The organism is Oceanobacillus aidingensis (assembly GCF_042654105.1).
GTDB lineage: Bacteria > Bacillota > Bacilli > Bacillales > Amphibacillaceae > Oceanobacillus > Oceanobacillus oncorhynchi.
Window position 1 is genome coordinate 219,540 of sequence record NZ_JBHSFT010000001.1, and the last position, 23,383, is coordinate 242,922.

Genomic DNA, 23,383 nt, shown 5'->3' on the forward strand with positions numbered 1-23,383 from the left:
CGTATGATATAGGAAGATGATAATAAAGGAAGTATGAATATGGGGGTTAACCTATGTTTCACTATCAAATAGATGACCGTCTAACCTTGCGCCAGCTGCAGATGAATGATGCAAATGCGCTGTTCAGGACGGTAGAAAGCTCCAGAGAAGAGCTGCGTGAGTGGCTTCCCTGGATTGAAACGACACAAAAACCGGCCGATTGTTTAGCCTTTATTGATTTATGCCTGCAAGGAGCCCGGCACAGACAGTCGCTGAATATCGGTATCTTTGATCGGGATAGGCTGATTGGCTGTGTCAATTATAATTTTATTGACTGGCAAAACGGCAGCACATCGATTGGCTACTGGTTAGATCCGGCTTATCAAGGGAAGGGCGTCATGACCACAGCAGTTCAGGTGATGATTGATTATGCCTTTTATACACTGCGGTTAAACCGGGTTGAAATTCGTGCTGCAACCCATAATAAAAAAAGCAGAGCCATTCCAGAACGGCTCCGTTTTCAAAAAGAAGGTATGATCAGGCAGGGAGAATGGCTATATGATCATTATGAAGATTTAGTTGTATACGGACTGTTATCACGAGAATGGACGCATTAACGAAGAATCACAGCTCATTGTGCTAGTTCTTTGTTTCCCTCATTTTTATTTCGACAATTTCTTTTGTATCGGTTTTAAAATAAATATCAATAATAACGCCAAATTCCTTTTCTTTTCCCACTAACCATAGCTTAAAGGTTTCGACTGTATTTTCAGATTCTGTTTGTCTGCCTACATGTAAATAATCTACAATTTTTTCTTGAGGGTACTTGGCTTTCACTTCTTTCATGGCAATCTGACCCCATTCGGCATATTCCGGTTCCTCTGCATTCACCCATGTTCCAATTAATAATGGAATGATAATAATGCCGGCGAAGATAAGGGCGCGATATATTCGATTCATCATGCCACCTCCTAATTAGCCTTAGCTTGTGTTATTTTTTTGTTTTTATGCTAATCAGAAGACAGATGTCTTTATTTCCCGGGAAATGAAGATAATACGCTAAAAAACAGGCTGCGCTTGGCACAGCCTGTTCTGCTATTTCATTTGAACACCGTGCAGATGAGCAAAGATACCTTTTTTCTGCAGGAGTTCTTCGTGCGTTCCTTCCTCTTCAATTCCATTTTTCGTTACCACCATAATACGGTCTGCTTCTTTAATCGTAGCAAGGCGATGGGCAATCACAATTGTCGTCCGGTTGGCGGCCAGCTCGTTCAATGCTTTTTGAATAATCATTTCTGTCTCTGTATCCAGCGCCGAGGTTGCTTCGTCCAAAATAAGGATTGGCGGATTTTTTAAGAACATCCGCGCTATTGCAATCCGCTGCTTTTGTCCTCCTGACAGCTTTAAGCCTCTTTCTCCAACCTGTGTCTCGTAGCCATCTGGAAGCTCCTTAATAAAATCCTCCATATGTGCACGTTTTGCAGCAAGCTCGATTTCTTCATCAGTTGCTTCCAGGTTTCCATACGCAATATTTTCCCGCAGGGTTCCTGTAAACAGGAATACATCCTGCTGTACGACACCGATTTTACTGCGGAGAGATTCCTTCGTCATATCACGAATATCCATTCCATCAATCGTAATCGCTCCATCTGTCACATCATAAAATCTTGGAATCAATGCGGAAATCGTTGTTTTTCCAGCTCCAGACGGTCCGACAAAAGCAACCGTCTCTCCATGATGAATATCAAAGCTGATATCGTTCAATACCGGTTTTTTCGTTTTATCGTAGCTGAAGCTGACTTGATCAAAACGGATATCCCCTTTTAATTCACTGACTGCTTCGGCATCCGGCTTGTCCTCGACATCCGGGTTGATTGCCATCATATCTGAGAAACGTTTAAAGCCGGCCATTCCTTTGGGATATAGCTCTAAGAGTGCTGTAATTTTATTGATTGGTGTCGTTAATACATTCACGAACAAGATAAAGCTGACTAATTCTCCATAGCTGAGGCGATCTGTATAAGTGAACCAGGCCCCTACAACAAGTACAAGCAGTGTCATTAAACGCATCAGCAGAAAGATATTCGAATGGACGATACCCATTACTTTATATGCTCCAACCTTTACAAGGCGAAACTTTTCATTATTCTCCTGAAAACGCTGCTTTTCGAATTCTTCATTTGTAAAGGATTGTACGACACGTACACCCGAAACAGCATCCTCTATTCTCGCATTGACTCCTGCAATATTTGCATACATTTTTCTCCACGCCTTATTCATACGAATATTTCCAAATGTAATAAGGAATATCAGGATAGGTACGGTAATAAGAACAATCAGTGCTAAAACTGGATTAATGGTGAACATAATAAAGAAAGCACCTAAAAATGTCATGATGGAAATAAAGAAATCCTCCGGGCCGTGATGGGCAAGCTCTCCCAGATCAAATAAATCATTCGTAATACGGCTCATGATATGGCCTGTTTTCGTATTATCAAAGAAATGAAAGGATTGTCTCTGGACCTGATAAAATAAATCACGGCGCATATCTGTTTCGATATTGATTCCCAATTTATGTCCTAAATAGGAAACAACATATTGCAAATACGTACTGATAATATACACAATCAACAGTAAAATCGATACAACAACAATGGCATTCCAGTCTTGGCCAGGCAATAATTGATCGATAAACCACTGAACCGCTACCGGAAAGGCTAATTCCATCAGCGCCACAATCACTGCAGCTGAAAAATCTATAATAAATAACCGCTTATGCGGTTTATAGTATGAAAAAAATTGACGCAGCATACATATCCTCCTCTTCTTCTTTTTATAAAAAGCTAAAGCGCATATGAATGAATTATATATTTAATCGCTTATGAAAACAATATGCTTTTCTCCAGATTGTTGGGAAAGTTTGTCCTTTCCCCTGCATACCATTTAAAAAAGGAGGATGTTTCACATGAAACCAATGAAGCTTATTTGCTATGTAGTGGGATTTGTATTTCTAGTTTCCGGGCTGATGAAATTTGTGGACCTTTCGATGGTCAGCAGTTTTGAACAAATGGGCGTGCCTTTATCCAATTTTGTTTATTTCTTTGTAGCTCTGTTTGAAGTGATGGCGGGGATGTTATTAATCGGCAGAATATTTATCCACATAAGTCTTATTCCACTGATTTTTATTATGCTTGGCGCACTCTTTTTCACCAAGCTTCCTATTCTGACAGGGGACGGGATATTCGCATTTCTTTTTGCTTCGCGATTAGATCTGACGTTACTTATACTGCTCATCTTTCTCTGGTCTCAGCGAAATGAAAAAGAAGCCTTCACGTAACTTTCCCACACCCAAATTGTGGACAACATCTGTGTAATTCAAAAATCCTGTTTATAGCTTATGGACAAACTGCATTTATCCACAATTATATCCACATATGCACAAATGTTCGCATTTATATAGTATAGGAACATATTTTCCACACCAAATATAGAATCTCATTCCTTTCTTATCCACCGTTTGTGCATAATTCTATATTTCTGTGGATAAAAACTAAAAAAAGAATGGATACCCTTTCATCCATTCTTTTCTAGCTTTTATTGAATTTCTAATTCCAACTCTGTCTGCATTAACTCGCCGTCCCTGTAATAATCAATGGTTACGACTTCTCCAACCTCTTTCTCTTCGTAAAGGATTTTCCGCAGGTCAATCGTGTTATGCACAGGCACACCATCCAATGCGACGATGACATCATATTGTTGAATACCTGCTTCATCAGCTGGCGATAAGTTTTCTACGCTCCATACATACACACCGCCCTCAACTTCCACCGGCAGCTGCAATGTGTTTCTCCATTCATATTGAGGCAGCTCCTCAATCGAATAAATTTCTACACCTAAGAATGGACGGACGACTTCTCCATTTTCCTCTAATTCCTGAATCACAGGAATGGCACTGTCGATTGGAATGGCAAAACCAATTCCTTCTACCGCTTCCTCATTAATTTTCATAGAATTAATACCGATCAATTGCCCGTATAAATTTATCAATGCTCCGCCGCTATTTCCCGGATTAATCGCTGCGTCTGTCTGGATAACTTCAGCCTGCCAATCGGGCTGCCCGTCAAAGTTAAAATCCATTGGAATGGTGCGCTCCATCCCGCTGATGACGCCCTGCGTAACAGTGCTTGATAAGTATGCTCCCAGCGGGTTTCCGATAGCAATGGCCGGTTCGCCTACCTTCAAACTCTCGGAGGTTCCGATTTCCATTGGCGTATCTTCATTCTCATTATCCATTTTAAGTACTGCTAAATCTGTAAATAAATCACTGCCGATGATTTCTGCTTCCATATGTGTCTCATCATGCAAAATCACTTCTACGCTGTCCGCATCTTCAATAACATGGTGGTTCGTCACAATATAGGTTTCTCCGTCTTCTACCTTATAAATGACGCCTGATCCTGTTCCGGCCTCAATCCCATCCGCTTCGGCTCCCCAAGAAACATTCTGCTGAATATTAGTTATACCGACTACTGCGGGGGTTACTTGTTCAATAATCTCTGTCAGCTGAGTAGAAACATCTACCTGCATAGGCTGGTCTTCCAAAACCCCATTACTGTCAGCGTTCTCATTGTTTTCTTCTTCACCAGCAGGGCTGATTTGCGCTGTATTCTCATTACGAAGAAAATCAGGATTTATAAGCAACACGAGAATTCCTCCAATAATAATACCTAGCAGTAAGGGGATAAGCCATTTTCCTTTATTCTTTTTATCCGGTCCTGGCTGCGGCTGATTCGGTTGGTCATTATATTCCATATATCCTTCTCCTTATCGATTCATCTACCTACATATTCCCTAAATACATTTATTACTAACACAAAATTGCTATTTATTAATTCTGCTCTTCACCAAAATCTATGGGTAACATACTAGATATTAATTTGCTGTAAGCGACCGCTACAAAAATACACTACGCTTTCCATGGGCTCCGAGATCAGCCTCCAGAATTCAAAACAGAGGTCTGCAAGAGGGAATTAATTTCAGTTTATGCACAAATGAAATTTTTATCCCATTACAGACCTCTGTATCTTTGATCATTACTTTATTTTCTTTATACACGCTCGGTTACAGCGCCGACATCATATAATGGCGTTGGCGCTTCCGAATCAGTGTCATGCAGCTCTACATCGATTCCGCGCTCGGTCAGAACCTGATTGACAGACATACGCGCCAGGTCTTTCATATTATTATCCAGACTCAGGTGAGCCAGGTAAATCCGCTTCGTACGGTTAGAAATAACATCGGTTAAAGCAAGTCCGGAATCTTCATTGGAAATATGTCCGGAATCACCTAAAATGCGGCGTTTTACGTTCCATGGATAACGTCCCATCCGCAGCATCTCTACATCATGATTTGCTTCAAATATATAAGCGTCTGCGTCCTCGACCGTTTTTTTAATACGTTCGGATACGTATCCTAAATCCGTTACAAGCGCTACTTTCTGTCCGTTATTGCGGAAGGTGTAAAACATTGGCTCTGCCGCATCATGAGACACTCCGAATGATTCGACCTCGATATCTCCAAAGCTTCGAACGGATCCCATATCAAACTGAAATTTTTGGTCGATGGTCAGCTTTCCGAGAGAAGGCTCCATTGCCTGCCATGTTTTTTCATTTGCATAGATGGGCAGCTGATACTTTCGCGCAAAAATGCCCAGACCTTTAATGTGGTCGCTATGCTCATGTGTTACAAGGATTCCGTCGAGGCGTGACGGATCCACATCGATTCCCTGAAAAAGCCCGTCCATCTTTTTTCCGCTTAACCCTGCGTCTACTAATAGGCGCTGTTGTTCTGTTTCAATATAAAAGGCGTTTCCTGTGCTGCCTGAGGCAAGCACACTAAAACGTAAACTCATTCTGGCTCACTCCTATAAAGCTCAATCTTATCCTCTATAATGGAAATTAGGTCATCCGCTATTTCCTCATCATCCTCTGACATGGAATAAAGCTTTTGTAAATATTTTTCCTCAAACATCTTTGTTGTAAAATATTCCGTATAATTTCCCGGATACGTAAACGACTCTGCAGCATTGACAAAATAATCATTTTCTTCGTCTTCTTCAGCTACCGTGATTTTGTAGGTGGGTGCAAACACCTGCGTCCCTTCTCCTTCTTCTTCAATTCTGGAATAATACCCGTACGTGACATCTGTCACTTCTTCTTCGGCATTTAAAAAGCGATTATGAAGAAGCGTACCAATGGCAATCTTAGGTGTATTTAAGCTGGTGCTCCCCTGTGTACTTGCGTCACCGACCATCGTTTGCGTATAATGCGTAATCTCTCTGTCATCATTCACATAGAAGGTGAGCATTGCATGCTGATTTAAATAAAGCGGGTATCCTTCTTTATTTTGATAAAAGACGATAATATTTAAATCATGATTCCATGTGCCAAAACTGAATTCAGAAGCATTTAACACATACGGGCTGACCAAATCAGACAAATCTCCCCGCTCCAAATTTTCCGGAATCTCCAATGGAGAAGAAAATTCCACGGTTAACAACTTATTATCCACACTCTTCGCCGCATCGATATCATCTATATCATTTAATTCCCTGATTTCCGTTTGGGTAAATTCCTTTTGAGTGGATGAAATATAGCTCAGCTCAGGAACTTCAAAATCAGTGTCTGCAGAAACAGTAATATTTTCTTGATCCAGCTGCTCGTCCAGATTCAAATCATTAACCTCCAGCTCTGGAATATCCATATCCTGCTGCTTATCAATAAATTGAAATAGCAAATAAATATTTAAGACAAGGAAACTGAGAATAAACAGCGTTTTAATATGTGACCATTGCATCCTCAACTTCCTCCTTCTAAGTTTTGCTGTGTGTTTGTATTTGGCTCTGGTACCACTGACCAGCTGTTATTTACTTTCTGATACCAATTAGGCTCTAAAAGCACATAATCTCCATTATCATCGGTTTCAATCGTTAAACGGTAGGCAATCTGAACATCTTGGATATCTGCTGTATTTTCATTTTGCTGAATGCTGTTCATAATCTCTTCGCCGCTCCTCAACTCTTTTTCCGAGGTATTGACCACGGTATTGAGCGATACCAGAGAACGATTATATTTGCTTAATTGATCATTTTGCCATTCCTGATAGATGGTAGATAAATCCATATATGAATTATTCACAACAGGATATTCAAATTGGTACATCCGGTAAGCAATACTATCTTCTGTAAAGCCTTCTAAGCGATAATCTCCTGTAAAGCCTCGATGTGCGTTAATATTATTTAAGCTTTGCTGTAAAACGCTGTTATCCACCTGCTCCGTATTTCTTTCCGCAACATCAATAAACCGCATCCCGTAGCCGGCAATATTTAATTGTCTATTATCTGTCCGATACATAATCGATCCAGGAGCTGTCTCTGATACACTGACTACATTCGGGTTGCTGAACATAATATTTCTGATATCGACCGCTTCAATGGAGTCGAAGGTATACGTATAAGACGTTAATGCTTTCTTTTCCTTTGGAATATAAATATCTCTGGCTGCATCGGTCAATAACTGTTTTTCCTCATACTCATCTTCCGTCAGCTCCCCAAATATCGACAGCAGCTCGTCATAGCTTGTTCTGGAGTAGATCGTACCTTCCACAACTTCTTCCCTGTCTGCTGAAACAAATTGAACGTGTAAAACCTCTTCCTCTTCCTGCAGCTCGATAGAAAATCGATCCACATAGAAATTCGTGTTATTCGTCAATGTACTGTCGACATTTAAGATCGTATCGAACAAAGATAACGGGACCTCCGTCGGGAAAATAATTTCTACTTCTGCACCAGATTCAGTGTCTTCTTCTAAATCATTCCTTTGTATATCCGTCAATTCCCATTGCCGGATATCTTCAAAAAACTGCATACTATCCTCTGGTTCCTTATAGCTGGAGAATTCGCCGTTCATTTTAAAAACCACATCATTCGGCTTTACAAGATCACTTATCTCCTGTTCTTCACCGCCCAGATCCACTTCATCAATCGATTCGACATCGTTTAATGGCCTGTATTCCGCCTGATAATTCCACATCCCGAACGTGAGAACCAGACTCGTTCCTATTAAAATAATCAGCAATAATGATTTTGCAGTCTCTAATTTCATCTGCCTCTCCCCCGCTTCGAGCCCATGAGTGGCAAGGTAAATAGGATTGTCGTACCGCGTCCCTCTTTACTTTGGGCCCAAATCTTTCCATGATGAGCCTCTACAAGTTCTTTTGTAATTGCTAAACCAAGACCGGTTCCGCCAAATTTTCTTGTTCTAGCGCGGTCGGCTCGGTAGAAACGATCAAATATTTTATCGAGCTTGTCATATGGAATCCCCATTCCTTCATCCTGAATACTGATAATGACCATATGACGTCTTACATCCAGATTCACACGCACTTTTCCACCTTCTGGCGAGTATTTAAAAGCATTGGTAATAATATTATCAAATACCTGTGTTACCTTATCCCGGTCCATCCATACAAACGATTTTCCTTTTGGTATCTGGCGCTCCAGCGTAATCGTTTCCGGCAAATTCATTTCATAACGATCGAGGACCTGATGTACATAACCCATGAATTCTGTTCTTTCCTTATGCATCGGCAATTCATCTGAATCCATTTTAGACAGCTGCAGCAGATCATTTACCATCCGGATCATCCGGTCCGTTTCCTTCTGTGTAACCTCTAAAAAGCGCGGCGCAATTTCTTTATTTTCCCAAGCACCGTCAGACAATGCTTCTAAGTAGCTTTTCATGGTCGTCAGCGGCGTGCGGAGTTCATGAGATACATTCGATACAAAGTCTCTTCGCTCTTGTTCCATTTTCTCCTGCTCCGTAACATCGCTGATAACAGTAATAAACCCTGTCACTTCTTCTTCCTCATCCACAACTGTCGAAAAGTTTGCACGTATGATAAACGGTGTTTCTTCATCACTGAAATCGATAATCATCGAACCGCTGTCGGACAGCTTGCTAATATCGACGATTTTCTCTTCCAGGTTAAGCACATCGATGAGATCATCTCCAATCATATCATCCGGATTGGAGCCAATCATTCTGGCCGCAGCATCATTCATCAATGTGACTGCTCCCGTCTGATCGGTTGCGATTACCCCGTCACTCATATACGAAAGAACAGAGCTCAGCTTCCTTCGCTCTTCTTCAATCGTAGCGTAAGAATGCTTCAGCCTGCTGTTTAAATCATTAAAGGTTTCGGCAAGTTGTCCAATTTCATCCCGTCCATAAACGTCCAGTTTTTGTGTGAAGTCTCCATTCGACATAATCAGTGCTTGCTCACGCATTTCCTTGATTGGCTTGGTAATTGTACGCGCCACGAGTACCCCGAGGATGGCAGAGATACTTATCGCCAAAACAGAACCCTGCAGGAAGATATTATTGATTCCTTCGATTTGGTCATAGACCTCTTCCAAAGAAGCAGTGAACTGCACCGCTCCAACTGCCTCTCCATTTCCAATCAGCGGCTCCACATGGACATGCACTCTGCTGTCGGTTTGCCGGTCAAAATACGTACTCCGCTGGGATTGTTCAAAAAAGATCGTATTCTGTACATCGATATCTGTAGATTTCTTGCCGACCTCTCCCTGCTCATCAATCTGGTTTGTCCCGAGAATCCTGCCCTGACGATCATAAACATAAATGGTTGTCGCTACATTCTCGGTATTCACATCATCAATGATGGATTGAATTTCCTGTTCTAAACTCGGCTCGTCTTCCGAACGCTCTCTCGCAAAAGCTTGTTCCAGATTATAGCTCAACATCTCCACACGCTCCGTGATCGATGCCTTAAACGTATCCGTTAAATCTTGTTCCAGCCGTTGTGTAAAAAAAGAGCCGATAACCTGTACAGCTAAAATCAACAGAAGGATATAAATAATAATAAACTTTAACTGGATTGATCTAAAAAAACCAACTTTATTCATATTGCCTTACTCCTGTTCAGGACTGCGCAAATAATAGCCGACACCTCTTCTTGTGACAATCCATAATGGGTTACTAGGATTTTCTTCAATTTTTTCACGCAGACGGCGAACCGTTACATCAACCGTACGCACATCACCAAAATAATCATAGCCCCATACGGTTTCCAATAAGTGTTCACGTGTCATAACTTGTCCAATATGGCGTGCTAAATAATGTAATAATTCAAATTCACGGTGAGTTAATTCAATCTCTACGCCTTTGCGGGAAACAACATATGCATCGGGATGGACGACTAAATCGCCAATCACAATATCCTTGGTTGTTTTTGACGGCTCCTCTGCAGGTACATTTTCACGACGCAGATTTGCTTTCACGCGCGCAATTAATTCACGATTACTGAATGGTTTGGTCACATAATCGTCTGCACCAAGCTCTAATCCGAGCACCTTATCGATTTCAGCATCTTTTGCAGTCAGCATAATCACAGGGACACTTTGTGTTTTACGTACCTCACGCAATACTTCATTTCCGTCTTTTCCAGGAAGCATAATATCCAATAGAATAAGATTAGGACGCTCTGTTTCTGCAAGTTCAATTGCAGTATCGCCATCATTCGCTACCACTACCTGGTATCCTTCTTTTTCTAAATTAAATTGTAATATATCAGCAATTGGCTGTTCATCATCGACAACTAATATTTTTTGACTCATTGCTTGCACATCCTTTTTTTAGTTATAATTCTTTATTATCCATATAGGGAGACAGATAAGTGAGAGGCGCTTCCATAATTTCATAGGGTAGGCTTACTGCCCCTAAAAATATTTTTTCTTAGATGTCCCCGGCTTTTTCTCCCGCCAGTTTATATTTTAAAATCTCATTTTCTCTTTATTGTAAATAACGAAAGTATAACATGAAATCAGTTAACCTATAATTGCAATTCTTTATACAACCTGATTTTCTAGACAAATTGCTTCCTTCTATTTTAACGTAAATTCGCGTTTATGTCTTGTAGGCAGAACAGAAAGATAGAGATTGGGGGAATTTGGATATGATTTTTCCTTAAATTCTTTACAGTTTCTTCACATGCAAAAAAGAGCTGATTTTCATCATCAGCTCTTTTTTGATACATTTCTTAGTTTATTATGGACGGTACACGCTTCTTACGACATTTGTCTGCGAACGATCTGGGCCTACAGAGAAGATGGATAATGGAATTTCTGTCAGCTGAGAAATCCGCTCTAGGTAGTGGCGCGCATTGGCTGGAAGTTCATCCAATGTCTTCACTCCGGTAATATCCTCTGTCCAGCCTGGCATTTCTTCATATACCGGTTCACATTCTGCTAATGCTTTTAAGCTTGCCGGGAATTCTTTGATGACTTCCCCTTTGTAGCGATAGGCAACACAGATTTTCAATGTTTCAATACCTGTTAATACATCAATTGAGTTGAGAGATAAATCTGTAATTCCGCTCACACGGCGGGCATGACGGACAACGACGCTATCAAACCAGCCTACACGGCGCGGACGGCCTGTTGTTGTACCATACTCACGGCCAATTTCACGAATTTGGTTTCCTATTTCATCATGTAATTCTGTTGGGAAAGGACCATCACCAACGCGTGTTGTATATGCTTTTGACACACCTACGACATGATTGATTTTGGAAGGCCCTACACCAGAACCGATAGTTACACCGCCGGCAATCGGGTTAGAAGATGTTACAAATGGATACGTACCTTGGTCAATATCAAGCATAACCCCTTGTGCGCCTTCGAACAGGACACGTTTTCCTTCATCAATTGCATCGTTTAACACAACCGATGTATCTACAACATAAGGAGCCATTTGCTGTCCATATTCAAAATATTCATCGAGAATATCTTCTACCAGCATGGGGTCAGACTCATATACTTTTTCGAATAAACGATTCTTTTCTTTTAAGTTCTGCACTAATTTCCCGTGGAATACTTCTTTGTCCATTAAATCAGCAATGCGGATACCGACACGTGCCGCTTTATCCATATAAGCAGGGCCGATTCCTTTTTTCGTCGTACCGATTTTATTTTCGCCTTTTTCCTCCTCTTGAAGAATATCCAGCTTCAAGTGATAGGGAAGAATCACATGCGCACGATTACTGATACGAAGATTTTCTGTAGAAACATTGCGCTCATGTAAATAAGCAACTTCTTCTACGAATGCTTTAGGATCGATAACCATTCCGTTTCCTAGAACACATGTCTTCTCGCTAAAGAAAATCCCAGATGGAATCAAATGTAACTTGTATGTTACATCATCAAATTTTATCGTATGACCAGCGTTATTTCCGCCTTGATAACGAGCAACTACTTCTGCATTTTGAGATAAGAAATCAGTAATTTTACCTTTCCCTTCATCTCCCCATTGCGTACCTACAACTACTACTGAGGACATCGTGCACCTCCAAAATTGGTTTTATATATGAAGATTCTTGCCCTGCATGAATTTTTTATTCATCATAACAGCACAATTACTTATCAACATTTGCTTTTCACTTACCACGTAGTATTTTATCAGTAATAAAAAGACACGTCAATGTAAAACACGAACATTACTTTTTCATTTTGACTTTATCATTCGCTTCATTCGTCTTTTTTATCGTTTTTGTTAAAGAAAAACGAACTTAATAATGTAAAAGGCAAAGAAAAGTTCGGATTTCACCTATAAACATAGAAAAAAGCAGCCCCAACATAATTTGGAGCCGCCTTTCTGAATAGACAACATGAATTATTCAATACCTTCTGTCCACTCATCTACTTTATCCTGATTAGCTTCTACCCAGTCAGCTGCTGCATCTTCTGGAGAAGCTCCTTCATTAATATCTAACATAACCTCTTCCATATCAGCTGTATCCCAATGGAAATTATCTAGTACTTGGTATGCTTCTGGAGCATCTTCTTCTAGTCCTTCACGAACCATGGTTTCAATCGTTTCTGCTTCACCGAATACGCCATCTGGATCGTCAAGATATTTTAAATCATAAGCTTGGAATTTCCAATGCGGAGACCAGCCAGTTACAACAATATCATCTTCATTATCAATTGCATTACCTAATTCTGTTGCCATTGCACCGCTGGAGGAAGTCTGTACAGTCCAATCTTCCAGATTATCATATTCTTCTACAGCATTTTCTGCAGCGTTTACAACACCTGCACCTGGTTCAATACCTGTAATCGTTTGACCAGCTTCATCTGTAAGATCTTCAATCGAATCTACATCCATGTATTCAGGTACAACAAGACCAATTGCTGCTCCTTCTAAGTTAGGTCCAAGCTGTTCTACTTGATCGCCATAAGCTTCGAATTGTTCCGCATGTGTTCCAGGTAACCATGCAGCTACCATCCCATCTGCTTCACCAGTTGCAACAGCTTCCCACATAACCGCATTATCAAGCGGTGTCGTTGTAACATCATAGCCTACATCTTCTAATACTTTAGCTACAACATGTGTGGAAGCTACTTCCGTATCCCATTCTACATAGGCTAAATCAATGTCTCCCTCTACTCCGCCTTCTGCAGAATCATCATCTCCGCCATTGCTGTCATCACTTCCGCAGCCGGCAACAACTAGTCCAAGTGCTAATGAACCGATAAGTCCAGCACGCTTAAGACTCCATTTAGACATAATTAAAACTCCCCTTTTCTTAAATTTTGTTTTCTATATAGACACTTTTCATGAGAGGGGATAGCCTCCCTCATAAAAAGATTGCCACACAAATTTATTCTTTTCCTTTATTCATATTTTGTGTAATACGGTCAATAATAATCGCTAAAATAACGATTCCGATACCAGCCACAAATCCGGTACCGACAGACGCACGTTGAAGAGAAGAAAGCACTTGACTTCCAAGCCCCGGCGCACCAATCATTGACGCGATAACAACCATAGACAGCGCAAGCATAACTGTTTGGTTAATACCAGCCATGATGGTTCCTTTTGCCATAGGCAGTTCTACCTTAAATAGTTTCTGTGATCCGGTCGTACCGAATGCATCAGATGCTTCAATTAAATCCTTAGAAACCTGACGAATCCCTAAGTTTGTAAAACGGACCGTCGGCGGTGTCGCGAAAATTAGGGATGCGAATACACCAGGAACCATCCCGATTCCGAAGAAAGCTACTGCCGGGATCAAATATACGAATGCCGGCATGGTTTGCATAAAGTCCAGAATTGGTGTAAAAATCGTATTAGCAATTTTGCTTTTTGCCATTAATATTCCTACAGGAACACCAACAATGACAGATAGTAAACTTGCTAAAATAACCAATGTTACTGTAGACATCAGCGCATCCCATAACCCCTGGTTATAAACAAACCATAGACCCACGATAGAAAATACAGCTAATCCAAGTTTTTTACCAGAAACAAAGAACGCAATTACAGCAACAATCAAGATAAATATAATTGGCGGAATACCTGCTAGAACATCTGAAGATACAAAATCCATAAAATTACCAAGATGATCTTTGATTGGTTCAAAAAGAAAGGCAAAGGTATCTTGAATCCAATCTGTCGCAGTCTCTGTCCATTCGGATAAAGGTATTTGATCAATAAAATCAAGCATTTAAGTTCACCTCACCATCATTTGCAAGCGCGGCTAATACAGCACCGCGAACAATAATTCCATTTAACCGCCCGTTATCTTCTACAACTGCAATGGGAACCGGCGTATCATAGATCATGGAGAAAATATCTTGCATTGGTGTGTCTGGGGTTACTCTTAAAATATCTGTTTGTAAAATTTCTTTAATATCTGTTATTTCTTTTTTACGTGCCTCAGAAGCGTCATCTGCTGTCACATAGCCCTGTAAACGGCGGTTTTCATCCACTACGAGAATGCTGGAAATACCTTCCCTGCGCATTCTTTCTAATGCTGCGCGCGGACCGTGCTTCGCTATATTGATTGTTTCCGGCCGCTTCATAATATGGCTTGCTGTAAGTATCTTCGAGCGGTCCACATCCTCTACGAATTTCTCAACGTAATCATTCGCAGGATTCATCAGAATTTCTTCTGGAGTTCCAATTTGAACGATAGCTCCATCCTTCATTAACGCAATACGATCCCCTAAACGAAGCGCTTCATCCAGGTCATGTGTAATAAAGACAATGGTTTTCTTCATGGAGGATTGCAAATCAATCAGCTCATCCTGCATTTCTTTACGGATAAGCGGATCAAGCGCAGAAAAAGCTTCATCCATTAATAATACTTTTGGGTCATTCGCTAGCGCACGAGCCAGCCCTACACGCTGCTGCATACCGCCTGATAACTGGCCAGGCTTCTGATGCATATAATCACCTAGTCCAACAAGCTTTAAGGATTCCTCCGCTTTTTTATCCCGTTCCGATTTATCAACTCCTTGTACCTCTAAACCAAACGCTGCGTTCTGTAAAATCGTGCGGTGCGGGAAAAGTGCGAATTGCTGGAATACCATTCCTAATTTTTCACGACGTACTTGTCTTAATGCTTTTTTATCTAATGTCGCCAGTTCTTTTCCATCAATTAGAATAGATCCTTCGCTCGGCTCTATTAATCGATTTATTAATCGAACCAGGGTTGACTTACCACTTCCGGAAAGCCCCATTATTACGAATATTTCGCCTTCTTCAACTGAAAAGCTGGCACGATTGACCCCGACAGTATTACCTGTCTTTTTCAGTATTTCTTCTTTGGACATACCTTGATCTAACATTTTGATAGATTGGCCGATATTTTTACCAAAGATTTTAGACAGGTTTTTTGCTTCTACTACTGCCATATAATCACCTCTCTATTTTGTTTTGATTTGTAGTACTTCTAAAATTAAAATAATCTTTGGTACTCCCGAACCATTTATGCTGAAATTAAAAATAAATGAACCGACGATTGACTCATTTATTTTATGGCATCCACATAGATGTATTTACCTGTTTCAAGGCAACAATACTAATTATAGTTAAGTTCCTATTAAACCTCAAACCGCTTATTTTACGGTATTCTAATAGTTTTAAGCAATAAATTCCTTCTATTCCATATAAATCGACGTTTCCTGCCTTTTCCTTCTGTATACTTTTAAATGCTTCACTTATTTTACAATTGGTAACATTTATTTCTGAAAAATTACCATTTTGTTACAATTGAAACTACGATATTACATATTTTTTAAATTATGCTGTCGGAACTTATTTACAATATATAAAGTCAGCATCAAAATAGCTGTGATGGACAGCATCATTATCCCGCCTAGCAGAATCATTTGTATCAAAGCCCAGTCCGCTCTCATATGTAAAATAAAGAAAGACACTAAAAACAAAATTGAGATAATTGTATATTTTCCGAGGGAATACCCTTCTTGGCGCAACTGTCCCAGCAGCAGTTTATACGACGTTTCTTTCGGCAGCGCTTCCGATGAGCCTTGATAAACTTGAGTATAATCTACTGTATCGACAAGCTCCCAACCTTCTTCTAATGGCGGCGTATCTTCCTCCACCTTTTGAATAGGCTGAAACTCCAGATGATATTGTACTTCTTTCGGTTTATCTTCTGTTAATTGAAAAAGCAGACCGCCTAATCGTAACCTTTCTACTACCCATCCTTCCTTTGCAAGAGCTTCTAATTTTTCTGTTCCTATATAATGAAAGAAAAATCTAGCAGGGTTCCAAATTAATTTCTTTTTCATGATTTTTCACCTCTGTATAATGACATCTAAATTTAAATTAGTATCATTATACAAGATTTCCCGCGATTCTTCCTAGTAATCATAAAATATGACAGAAAAATGATTTTATTAACAAAAAGATAACGCTTTCATTTTTTAACTAATGACAATTTTCATATTAAATCTATTTTTACGAATTTAAATAGTTTCCTTTTTTATCCAATTGTGTAAACCCTTTTATACCAACGCTTCCCGTTTTTTGATAGTTTCCAAAACCATGCATTTTCTAAGGATTTTCAAATGACTTATATTTCTCTAAGTCTTTTCATGATATAATCGAGACTGACCTATAACACGAGAGAAAGGATGAAATAAACCGATGAGTCGTTCAAACGAACATATTGAAAAGCCGGAGATAGCTGTCAAGCAGCCTAATCCCCGTCTTAAAAGCTGGAAAAGCGTCTTTAATAAACTGAAGAAAAATAAGTCGGCTGTTGTCGGCGGAATTTTAATTATTTTACTTATCATTATCGCTCTTATCGGCCCATACTTAACCCCCTACGACCCTCTATACGATCAAGATGTAACCAATAAATTAGCTACCCCTTCATCTGATCATTGGTTTGGGACAGATAACTTTGGGAGAGATATATTCAGCAGGGTAATCCAAGGCACCGGATTAACACTGATGATAGGTTTTTTCTCTATCTTACTGGGAGCAACTGCCGGCGTATTTCTCGGTATTATCGCAGGCTATTACGGCAAACGGATAGATAGTATTATCATGCGTTTCATGGATATTTTATTAGCATTCCCTAGTATTCTATTAGCATTAACGATCGTTACGGTTTTAGGCGGAAGCATGGTTAATGTTGTTATCGCGGTTGCTGTTTCCTCTGTACCGATATTTGCCAGAATTGTTCGTGGATCTACTTTATCTGTGAAAAAGCTGGAGTATATTGATGCGATGAGAGCGCTGGGCGCCAGTGATTCCAGAATTATTTTTAAACATATTTTACCTAATATCACCTCTCCAATTATCGTTCAGGCTACGTTAAGTATTGCTACAGCGATTCTGTCAGCTGCGGGGCTTTCCTTCTTAGGATTGGGCGCACAGCCTCCTACACCAGAATGGGGAGCCATGTTAAGTGATGGACGAAATTACTTATATAATGCACCTCATGTAGCGTTATTTCCTGGGCTTGCTATTGTCGTAGCTGTATTGGCATTTAACATGCTTGGAGATGGATTACGTGACGCATTTGATCCAAAAACGAGAGAATAGAAAGAGGTGAACGATTTTGATTCAATTTATCATTCGACGTATTTTACAAACGATACCCGTCCTAATTGGTGTATCTATATTAGTATTTAGCATGATGCATTTAGTTCCGGGTGATCCAGCACAAGTAATCGCTGGAGAAGGCGCACCACAGGAACAAATTGAAAATATCAGAGAACGATTAGGTTTAAATGACCCTTTACCCACGCAGTATCTTAATTATGTAACCAGTGCAGTCCAAGGCGACTTAGGAACCTCTATGCGAAGCGGTAGAGATGTTTCAGCCGAAATTGGGGCCCGATTCTGGGTAACCGTTGAGCTTGCCATCTATAGTACCATCTTAGCTGTTTTTTTAGGATTAATTGCAGGTATTATTTCTGCTACACGTAAATATACAGCCATCGATACTACTATTATGATTGTCGCTTTATTTGGTTTATCGATGCCTAACTTTTGGCTTGGGTTAATGTTAATTCAGTGGTTTGCAATTGGAATTGATTTGCCATCCTGGGTACCTTTCTTTAATAACACAGCATGGTTCAGTCCTTCCGGCTGGGGAAGCTTCAGCCAAATTGTCTTACCTGTAATCACATTAGGTACAGGAAGTGCTGCCATTATTGCACGTATGACACGTTCCAGCATGCTCGATGTTATCGGCTCAGATTATATTCGAACCGCCCGTGCCAAAGGGGTAAAAGAGCAAATCGTTATTTATAGACATGCATTAAAGAATGCATTAATCCCTATTGTTACCGTAGTTGGATTACAATTTGGCGGACTTCTTGGCGGAGCCGTATTAACAGAGTCTGTATTCGCCGTTAATGGAATGGGAAAATTGATTATCGATTCTATCCAAGCCCGTGATTTCCCGGTTGTTCAAGGAACCGTTTTAGTCGCATCTCTTCTCTTCATTCTTGTAAACTTAATTGTCGATGTTGCTTACAGGTTCTTGAACAAACGGATTGATTTAGATTAGTATTCTTGCATTACAAGATTTCGAAAGGAGCTGCTTACTATGACAGGTGCACCAAACCCTTCATATGATAATATACTAGAAATTAAAAATTTACAGACTTCTTTCTTCACAAAAGATTTAGAAGTAAAGGCTGTAGATGGTGTTTCCTTTAATATTCCAAAAGGAAAAGTACTTGGTGTCGTTGGAGAGTCTGGTTCCGGAAAAAGTATTACTTCCTTATCTGTTCTCCGTCTTATCGAAGAACCAGGTAAGATTAAAGGTGGAGAAATTCTCTTCAAAGGAGAAAACCTCTTAGATAAGAGCGAAGCACAGATGCGCAAAATTCGAGGCAATGAAATATCAATGATTTTCCAGGAACCAATGACTTCCTTGAACCCTACCTTTACAGTCGGCCAGCAGATCAGTGAATCATTCCGCATTCACGAAGGTCTTGGCAAAAAGGAAGCAAAAAAGAAATCCATTGAGATGTTAAAGCTGGTAGGAATTCCTTCCCCAGAAAAACGTATCAATCAGTATCCATTTGAGTTATCTGGAGGAATGCGCCAGCGTGTGATGATCGCAATCGCGCTTGCCTGTAACCCAGAACTATTGATTGCTGATGAACCAACAACCGCATTGGATGTAACAATTCAAGCACAGATTTTAGATTTAATGAAAGAATTGCAAGAAAAATTGGACATGGGTATTTTATTAATTACCCATGACCTCGGTGTTGTGGCAGAAACTTGTGATTATGTTGCCGTTATGTATTGCGGGAAAGTGGTCGAATTCACCGATAAAAAGACCTTATTTACAGAACCAAAACACCCATATACCGTTGGTTTGATGCAATCTGTTCCACAACACGACCAAGACGTAGATGGCGATTTAGCAGTGATTAGAGGATCTGTTCCAAGTCCAGCTGATATGCCGCAGGGCTGCCGTTTTGCGCCAAGATGTCCATTTGCTACCGATTTATGCCGAAATAAATTACCTGACTTAGAAACGGATGAAGAGGGTAATCAAATTCGTTGCTGGATTTATTCTGATGAATGGGACGGAGATCCGGAGGTGAACGTTCATGAACAATCAAAAAGTACTTCTTAAAGTAGATGACTTAAAACAATATTTTCCGATTAAAGGCGGGTTTTTTGGCCGCACCGTCAATCACGTAAAGGCAGTAGACGATATCTCCTTTGAAGTGTATGAAGGAGAAACACTAAGTATCGTAGGAGAATCTGGCTGTGGAAAATCGACAACCGGACGAGCTGTTCTCCGATTAGATGAACCTACTGATGGAAAAGTAGAATTTGATGGTACAAATATTCTTGAGCTAAATAAAAAAGAAATGAATAAATTTCGTAAAGATATGCAGATTATTTTTCAGGATCCATATGCATCGATTAATCCCCGCCACACTGTCCGGCAAATTTTAACCGAAGCAATGGAAATTCAAAATGCGGTTCCTAAACATGAAAGAAATGATCGTGTGAAGGAGTTGATGGAGACAGTAGGCCTTGGCGCCCACCAGATTGACCGGCATCCACACGAGTTCAGCGGCGGGCAGCGACAGCGTATCGGGATTGCCCGAGCACTGTCTGTTGATCCGAAATTAATTATTGCTGATGAGGCTGTGTCAGCACTTGATGTGTCTATTCAGGCACAGGTTATCAATCTGCTGAAAAAGCTGCAGCGTGAATTTAAACTGACTTATCTTTTCATTTCACATGATTTAGGTGTTGTACGTCACATTTCTGACCGTATTATAGTAATGTATTTAGGAAAAGTTGTTGAAATAGCTGATAAAAAATCATTATTTACCAATAACATGCATCCGTACACGAAAGCACTTCTTTCTGCTATCCCTAGTACGGATTTGGAAGCCAAAAAAGAACGTATTACGCTAAAAGGAGATGTGCCTTCTCCGATTGATCCTCCTGAAGGCTGCCGCTTCCACACACGCTGTCCTTTTGCCACGGACATCTGCCGTACAAAGGTGCCTGAACTGCGTAACACAGAAGGTATGAAAGACGGACATCGTGCAGCTTGTCACCATATGGAAGCTATCCGTTCTGGTGAACATCAGCCGACGGTTAATGCGTAATTATATCGTAAAAGTCACATGATATGAATCATGTGACTCAGGCTGTCGAGAAACCCTCGGCAGTCTATTTTTATGTGGGAAACAGCCCCAATTGACCGTAATTATTTGGTATAATAGAAGTACCAAACAAAGGCGGTGATGAGCTTGTTTCACACGAGAAAACACATGCAAAATGAAATGGAATTTGTTTGTTTAGAAGATTTAGTCCCCCAAGACCATTTACTACGGAAAATAGATAAATACATTGATTTCTCTTTTATTATTGAAAAAGTAGAGCGAAGTTTTGCAGACTCTAAAGAGCTGCATGGACTTCGCTACTGCAGGTTGAGGGGATTGCAGAATGCGGGAGAGCAAGTATTACTCACCGCAGCCTGCCAGAATATGAAGAAGATTGCCATCTACCTATCCAAGCAAGGATAGGTAGATGGGAGTTTATTTTCATGATATATCTTATTTTTCTCTTGATTATTTTAACCATATAAAAAAGCTTGCAGAGAAAATACCATACTTTCTCTACAAGCTGAGTCACATGATATGAATCATGTGACTTTTTTTATGTACAAAAAACAGCTGCTTATCTCTATCAGAAAAACAGCTGTTTATTCATTTCATTATTGATTTAAAGATACATCATGTAATTGAAGTATTCCAGTTGGCGATTGCGTTAAGCCTTGTACATTATCATTCACACCAAGCAAGAATTCTTGATGGTGCAGATAAAGCATTGGCGCAAGCTCTGTAAGTTCTGTCTGGATATCGCTGTAAAGCTGCAGACGTGTCTCTTCGTCTCCTTCACGGCGGGCAGCTTCAAGCATTTCATCTAATTCCTCATCTTGTAAGAAAGAACGGTTACCAGGCTCACCGATATTTTCCGAATGGAATAATGGATATAATCCATAATCTGCGTCCCCAGTTACAGTAGACCAGCCAAGTACAAACATATCATGATCTCCTTGAGCTGTTCTTTCTAAATACGTGCCCCATTCAAGTACTTCAACCTCTACATCAATATTCAATTCTTGTAATTGAGCTTGAACATTGGTAGCAGCATCTATACGCTCTTGTGTATCATTTGTCCAAAGCGTTGTCGAGAAGCCATCTTCATAGCCCGCATCTGCTAACAATTGCTTCGCTTCTTCTAAATCATATTCTAAACCAGGTGCATCCTCGTCATAACCATATACTGCCGGTGCTAATGGCCCAACAGCCGGGATTCCAACTCCTTCGTAAATACCATCAATAATCTGGCTTTTATCAATTGCCATATTGATTGCTTGACGCACATTCGGATCATCAAATGGTTCTTTTTCTACGTTAAATCCAATATAAGATACGCTGACACTTTCTTGCGGTGCTACATGGATTCCTTCTGAATTTTCAACCTGAGCCATATTACTTGGTCCCAGAGGATCAATAATATGTGAATCTCCAGTTTCAAGCTCAGCTACTCGCGTATTCGCTTCACTTACAACCTTAAATACAACGGAATCAAGGTGAGCCGGCTCTCCCCAATAATCTTCGTTTTTCACTAAACGAACTTCGGAACCTGAATTCCATGAATCAAATTTAAAGAAGCCTGTACCAATCGGGTTCTCATTAATATAGCTTCCCGGTTCTTCTCCATTTTCCATTGCTTCATAGTCTGCCTCAATTACTTCAAGCGATGTCATTCCACCGCCATTATGTGCAATATGTGCAGGGAATGGCGCAAATGGATATTCTGTCGTAAAACGTACAGTATAATCATCCACTACTTCTATATCCTCTACCATTTCATAAAGGAAGTAACGCTGAGAAGCTACATCTTCATCTAAAATACGTTCAATATTTGCTTTTACTACTTCCGCATTAAATTCCGAGCCATCATGGAAAGTTACATCATCACGTAATTTGAACTCCCATACATTATCTTCTACTGCTTCCCACTCTGTAGCAAGACCAGGCTGTAATTCCATATTTTCATCTAAAGTTACAAGTGTTTCAAAGATATTTGCCTGTACGTTACTAGATGGTGTATCGTTTGAACCTGCCGGGTCCATTGAAACAACATCTGACTGGTTGGCAATAACAAGCTCGCCGCCCTCAGCAGCTTCTTCGGAAGTGCCTTCTCCATCTCCATCCGAATCGCTGTTACCGCCTTCATCTGGCTCGCTTGCACACGCTACCAAAACAACGCTAAGTAAAAGACCGAAAATTAGCAATAATAAAGACTTTTTTGACAATTTCATATTCGTACTCCCCTCAAATTAGAATATATTTGTCTTACTACTCTATTCTAATCTATCTCCCAGATAAATTCAATAATAGTATTAATTTACTAAAATTTTGAAATATCTTAATATAACTGTAATCTATTTGTATCCCAGCACTTACACTCTATTTACCAGCAGAAAAGAAATACATGTC

General features: G+C 40.2%; 21 protein-coding genes. 7 read left to right on the forward strand and 14 right to left on the reverse strand.

Features of this window, described 5'->3' with window-relative positions:
* Positions 1-53: 53 nt before the first annotated feature.
* Entirely contained in the window at positions 54-596 is a 543-nt protein-coding gene (locus tag ACFO3P_RS00945) for a GNAT family N-acetyltransferase (protein WP_379542103.1), read from the forward strand.
* Between the two features lie 22 nt (positions 597-618).
* Here the strand turns inward: ACFO3P_RS00945 and ACFO3P_RS00950 are convergent, their stop codons facing one another.
* Complete coding sequence (locus tag ACFO3P_RS00950; protein ID WP_042528749.1) at positions 619-939, reverse strand: DUF3889 domain-containing protein; 321 nt, start codon at positions 937-939, stop codon at positions 619-621.
* A 135-nt stretch (positions 940-1,074) separates the two neighbouring features.
* Positions 1,075-2,790, reverse strand: a complete 1,716-nt coding sequence (locus ACFO3P_RS00955; RefSeq protein ID WP_379542104.1) for an ABC transporter ATP-binding protein — start codon at positions 2,788-2,790, stop codon at positions 1,075-1,077.
* Between the two features lie 154 nt (positions 2,791-2,944).
* On the opposite strand from ACFO3P_RS00955, the gene ACFO3P_RS00960 reads away from it, so the two are divergent.
* Positions 2,945-3,316: a DoxX family protein gene (locus ACFO3P_RS00960; RefSeq protein ID WP_042528745.1), complete on the forward strand. Its 372-nt coding sequence runs from the start codon at positions 2,945-2,947 to the stop codon at positions 3,314-3,316.
* A 257-nt stretch (positions 3,317-3,573) separates the two neighbouring features.
* Here the strand turns inward: ACFO3P_RS00960 and ACFO3P_RS00965 are convergent, their stop codons facing one another.
* The 11 genes from ACFO3P_RS00965 to ACFO3P_RS01015 form a co-directional block, all read right to left on the reverse strand.
* Positions 3,574-4,791 (reverse strand): S1C family serine protease, encoded by a 1,218-nt coding sequence (locus ACFO3P_RS00965; RefSeq protein ID WP_212929185.1) that lies wholly within the window; start codon positions 4,789-4,791, stop codon positions 3,574-3,576.
* Between the two features lie 295 nt (positions 4,792-5,086).
* A complete protein-coding gene (locus tag ACFO3P_RS00970; protein WP_193063747.1) occupies positions 5,087-5,890 on the reverse strand; it encodes an MBL fold metallo-hydrolase in 804 nt (267 codons plus the stop codon).
* A complete protein-coding gene (locus tag ACFO3P_RS00975) occupies positions 5,887-6,834 on the reverse strand; it encodes a two-component system regulatory protein YycI (RefSeq protein ID WP_379542105.1) in 948 nt (315 codons plus the stop codon). Before ACFO3P_RS00975 ends, ACFO3P_RS00970 begins: the two co-directional genes overlap by 4 nt.
* Positions 6,835-6,836: 2 nt before the next feature.
* Complete coding sequence (locus ACFO3P_RS00980) at positions 6,837-8,141, reverse strand: YycH family regulatory protein (RefSeq protein WP_042528737.1); 1,305 nt, start codon at positions 8,139-8,141, stop codon at positions 6,837-6,839.
* Positions 8,138-9,964: a cell wall metabolism sensor histidine kinase WalK gene (walK, locus tag ACFO3P_RS00985; RefSeq protein WP_256705430.1), complete on the reverse strand. Its 1,827-nt coding sequence runs from the start codon at positions 9,962-9,964 to the stop codon at positions 8,138-8,140. Before walK ends, ACFO3P_RS00980 begins: the two co-directional genes overlap by 4 nt.
* 6 nt (positions 9,965-9,970) lie before the next feature.
* The gene (gene yycF, locus ACFO3P_RS00990; protein WP_042528733.1) at positions 9,971-10,675 is read right to left on the reverse strand and encodes a response regulator YycF; all 705 of its coding nucleotides are present in this window, start codon (positions 10,673-10,675) and stop codon (positions 9,971-9,973) included.
* A gap of 430 nt (positions 10,676-11,105) precedes the next feature.
* A complete protein-coding gene (locus tag ACFO3P_RS00995; RefSeq protein ID WP_256705432.1) occupies positions 11,106-12,395 on the reverse strand; it encodes an adenylosuccinate synthase in 1,290 nt (429 codons plus the stop codon).
* Between the two features lie 333 nt (positions 12,396-12,728).
* Positions 12,729-13,625 carry a glycine betaine ABC transporter substrate-binding protein gene (locus tag ACFO3P_RS01000; RefSeq protein ID WP_368901821.1) on the reverse strand — a complete coding sequence of 299 codons (897 nt, stop codon included), beginning with the start codon at positions 13,623-13,625 and terminating at the stop codon, positions 12,729-12,731.
* Between the two features lie 94 nt (positions 13,626-13,719).
* Positions 13,720-14,565, reverse strand: a complete 846-nt coding sequence (locus ACFO3P_RS01005) for an ABC transporter permease (protein ID WP_042528727.1) — start codon at positions 14,563-14,565, stop codon at positions 13,720-13,722.
* Positions 14,558-15,757 (reverse strand): quaternary amine ABC transporter ATP-binding protein, encoded by a 1,200-nt coding sequence (locus ACFO3P_RS01010; protein WP_256705433.1) that lies wholly within the window; start codon positions 15,755-15,757, stop codon positions 14,558-14,560. The genes ACFO3P_RS01005 and ACFO3P_RS01010 overlap by 8 nt, the downstream gene beginning before the upstream one ends.
* Positions 15,758-16,129: 372 nt before the next feature.
* A complete protein-coding gene (locus ACFO3P_RS01015; RefSeq protein WP_379542106.1) occupies positions 16,130-16,657 on the reverse strand; it encodes a DUF2812 domain-containing protein in 528 nt (175 codons plus the stop codon).
* A 358-nt stretch (positions 16,658-17,015) separates the two neighbouring features.
* Between ACFO3P_RS01015 and ACFO3P_RS01020 the strand changes: the two genes are divergently transcribed.
* The 5 genes from ACFO3P_RS01020 to ACFO3P_RS22860 all read left to right on the forward strand — a co-directional run bounded on the left by ACFO3P_RS01020 (position 17,016) and on the right by ACFO3P_RS22860 (position 21,397).
* Complete coding sequence (locus ACFO3P_RS01020; protein ID WP_042528720.1) at positions 17,016-17,921, forward strand: ABC transporter permease; 906 nt, start codon at positions 17,016-17,018, stop codon at positions 17,919-17,921.
* 16 nt (positions 17,922-17,937) lie between these two features.
* Positions 17,938-18,894 (forward strand): ABC transporter permease, encoded by a 957-nt coding sequence (locus ACFO3P_RS01025; protein WP_042528717.1) that lies wholly within the window; start codon positions 17,938-17,940, stop codon positions 18,892-18,894.
* Positions 18,895-18,933: 39 nt separating this feature from the next.
* On the forward strand, positions 18,934-19,980 hold the full coding sequence (locus ACFO3P_RS01030) for an ABC transporter ATP-binding protein (RefSeq protein WP_379542107.1): 1,047 nt from the start codon (positions 18,934-18,936) through the stop codon (positions 19,978-19,980).
* The gene (locus ACFO3P_RS01035) at positions 19,955-20,977 is read left to right on the forward strand and encodes an ABC transporter ATP-binding protein (RefSeq protein ID WP_042528714.1); all 1,023 of its coding nucleotides are present in this window, start codon (positions 19,955-19,957) and stop codon (positions 20,975-20,977) included. Before ACFO3P_RS01030 ends, ACFO3P_RS01035 begins: the two co-directional genes overlap by 26 nt.
* A 177-nt stretch (positions 20,978-21,154) precedes the next feature.
* On the forward strand, positions 21,155-21,397 hold the full coding sequence (locus tag ACFO3P_RS22860; protein ID WP_465263089.1) for a transposase: 243 nt from the start codon (positions 21,155-21,157) through the stop codon (positions 21,395-21,397).
* A gap of 191 nt (positions 21,398-21,588) precedes the next feature.
* On the opposite strand, the gene ACFO3P_RS01045 is transcribed toward ACFO3P_RS22860, so the two are convergent.
* Complete coding sequence (locus ACFO3P_RS01045) at positions 21,589-23,205, reverse strand: glutathione ABC transporter substrate-binding protein (RefSeq protein ID WP_193063755.1); 1,617 nt, start codon at positions 23,203-23,205, stop codon at positions 21,589-21,591.
* Positions 23,206-23,383: the final 178 nt, after the last annotated feature.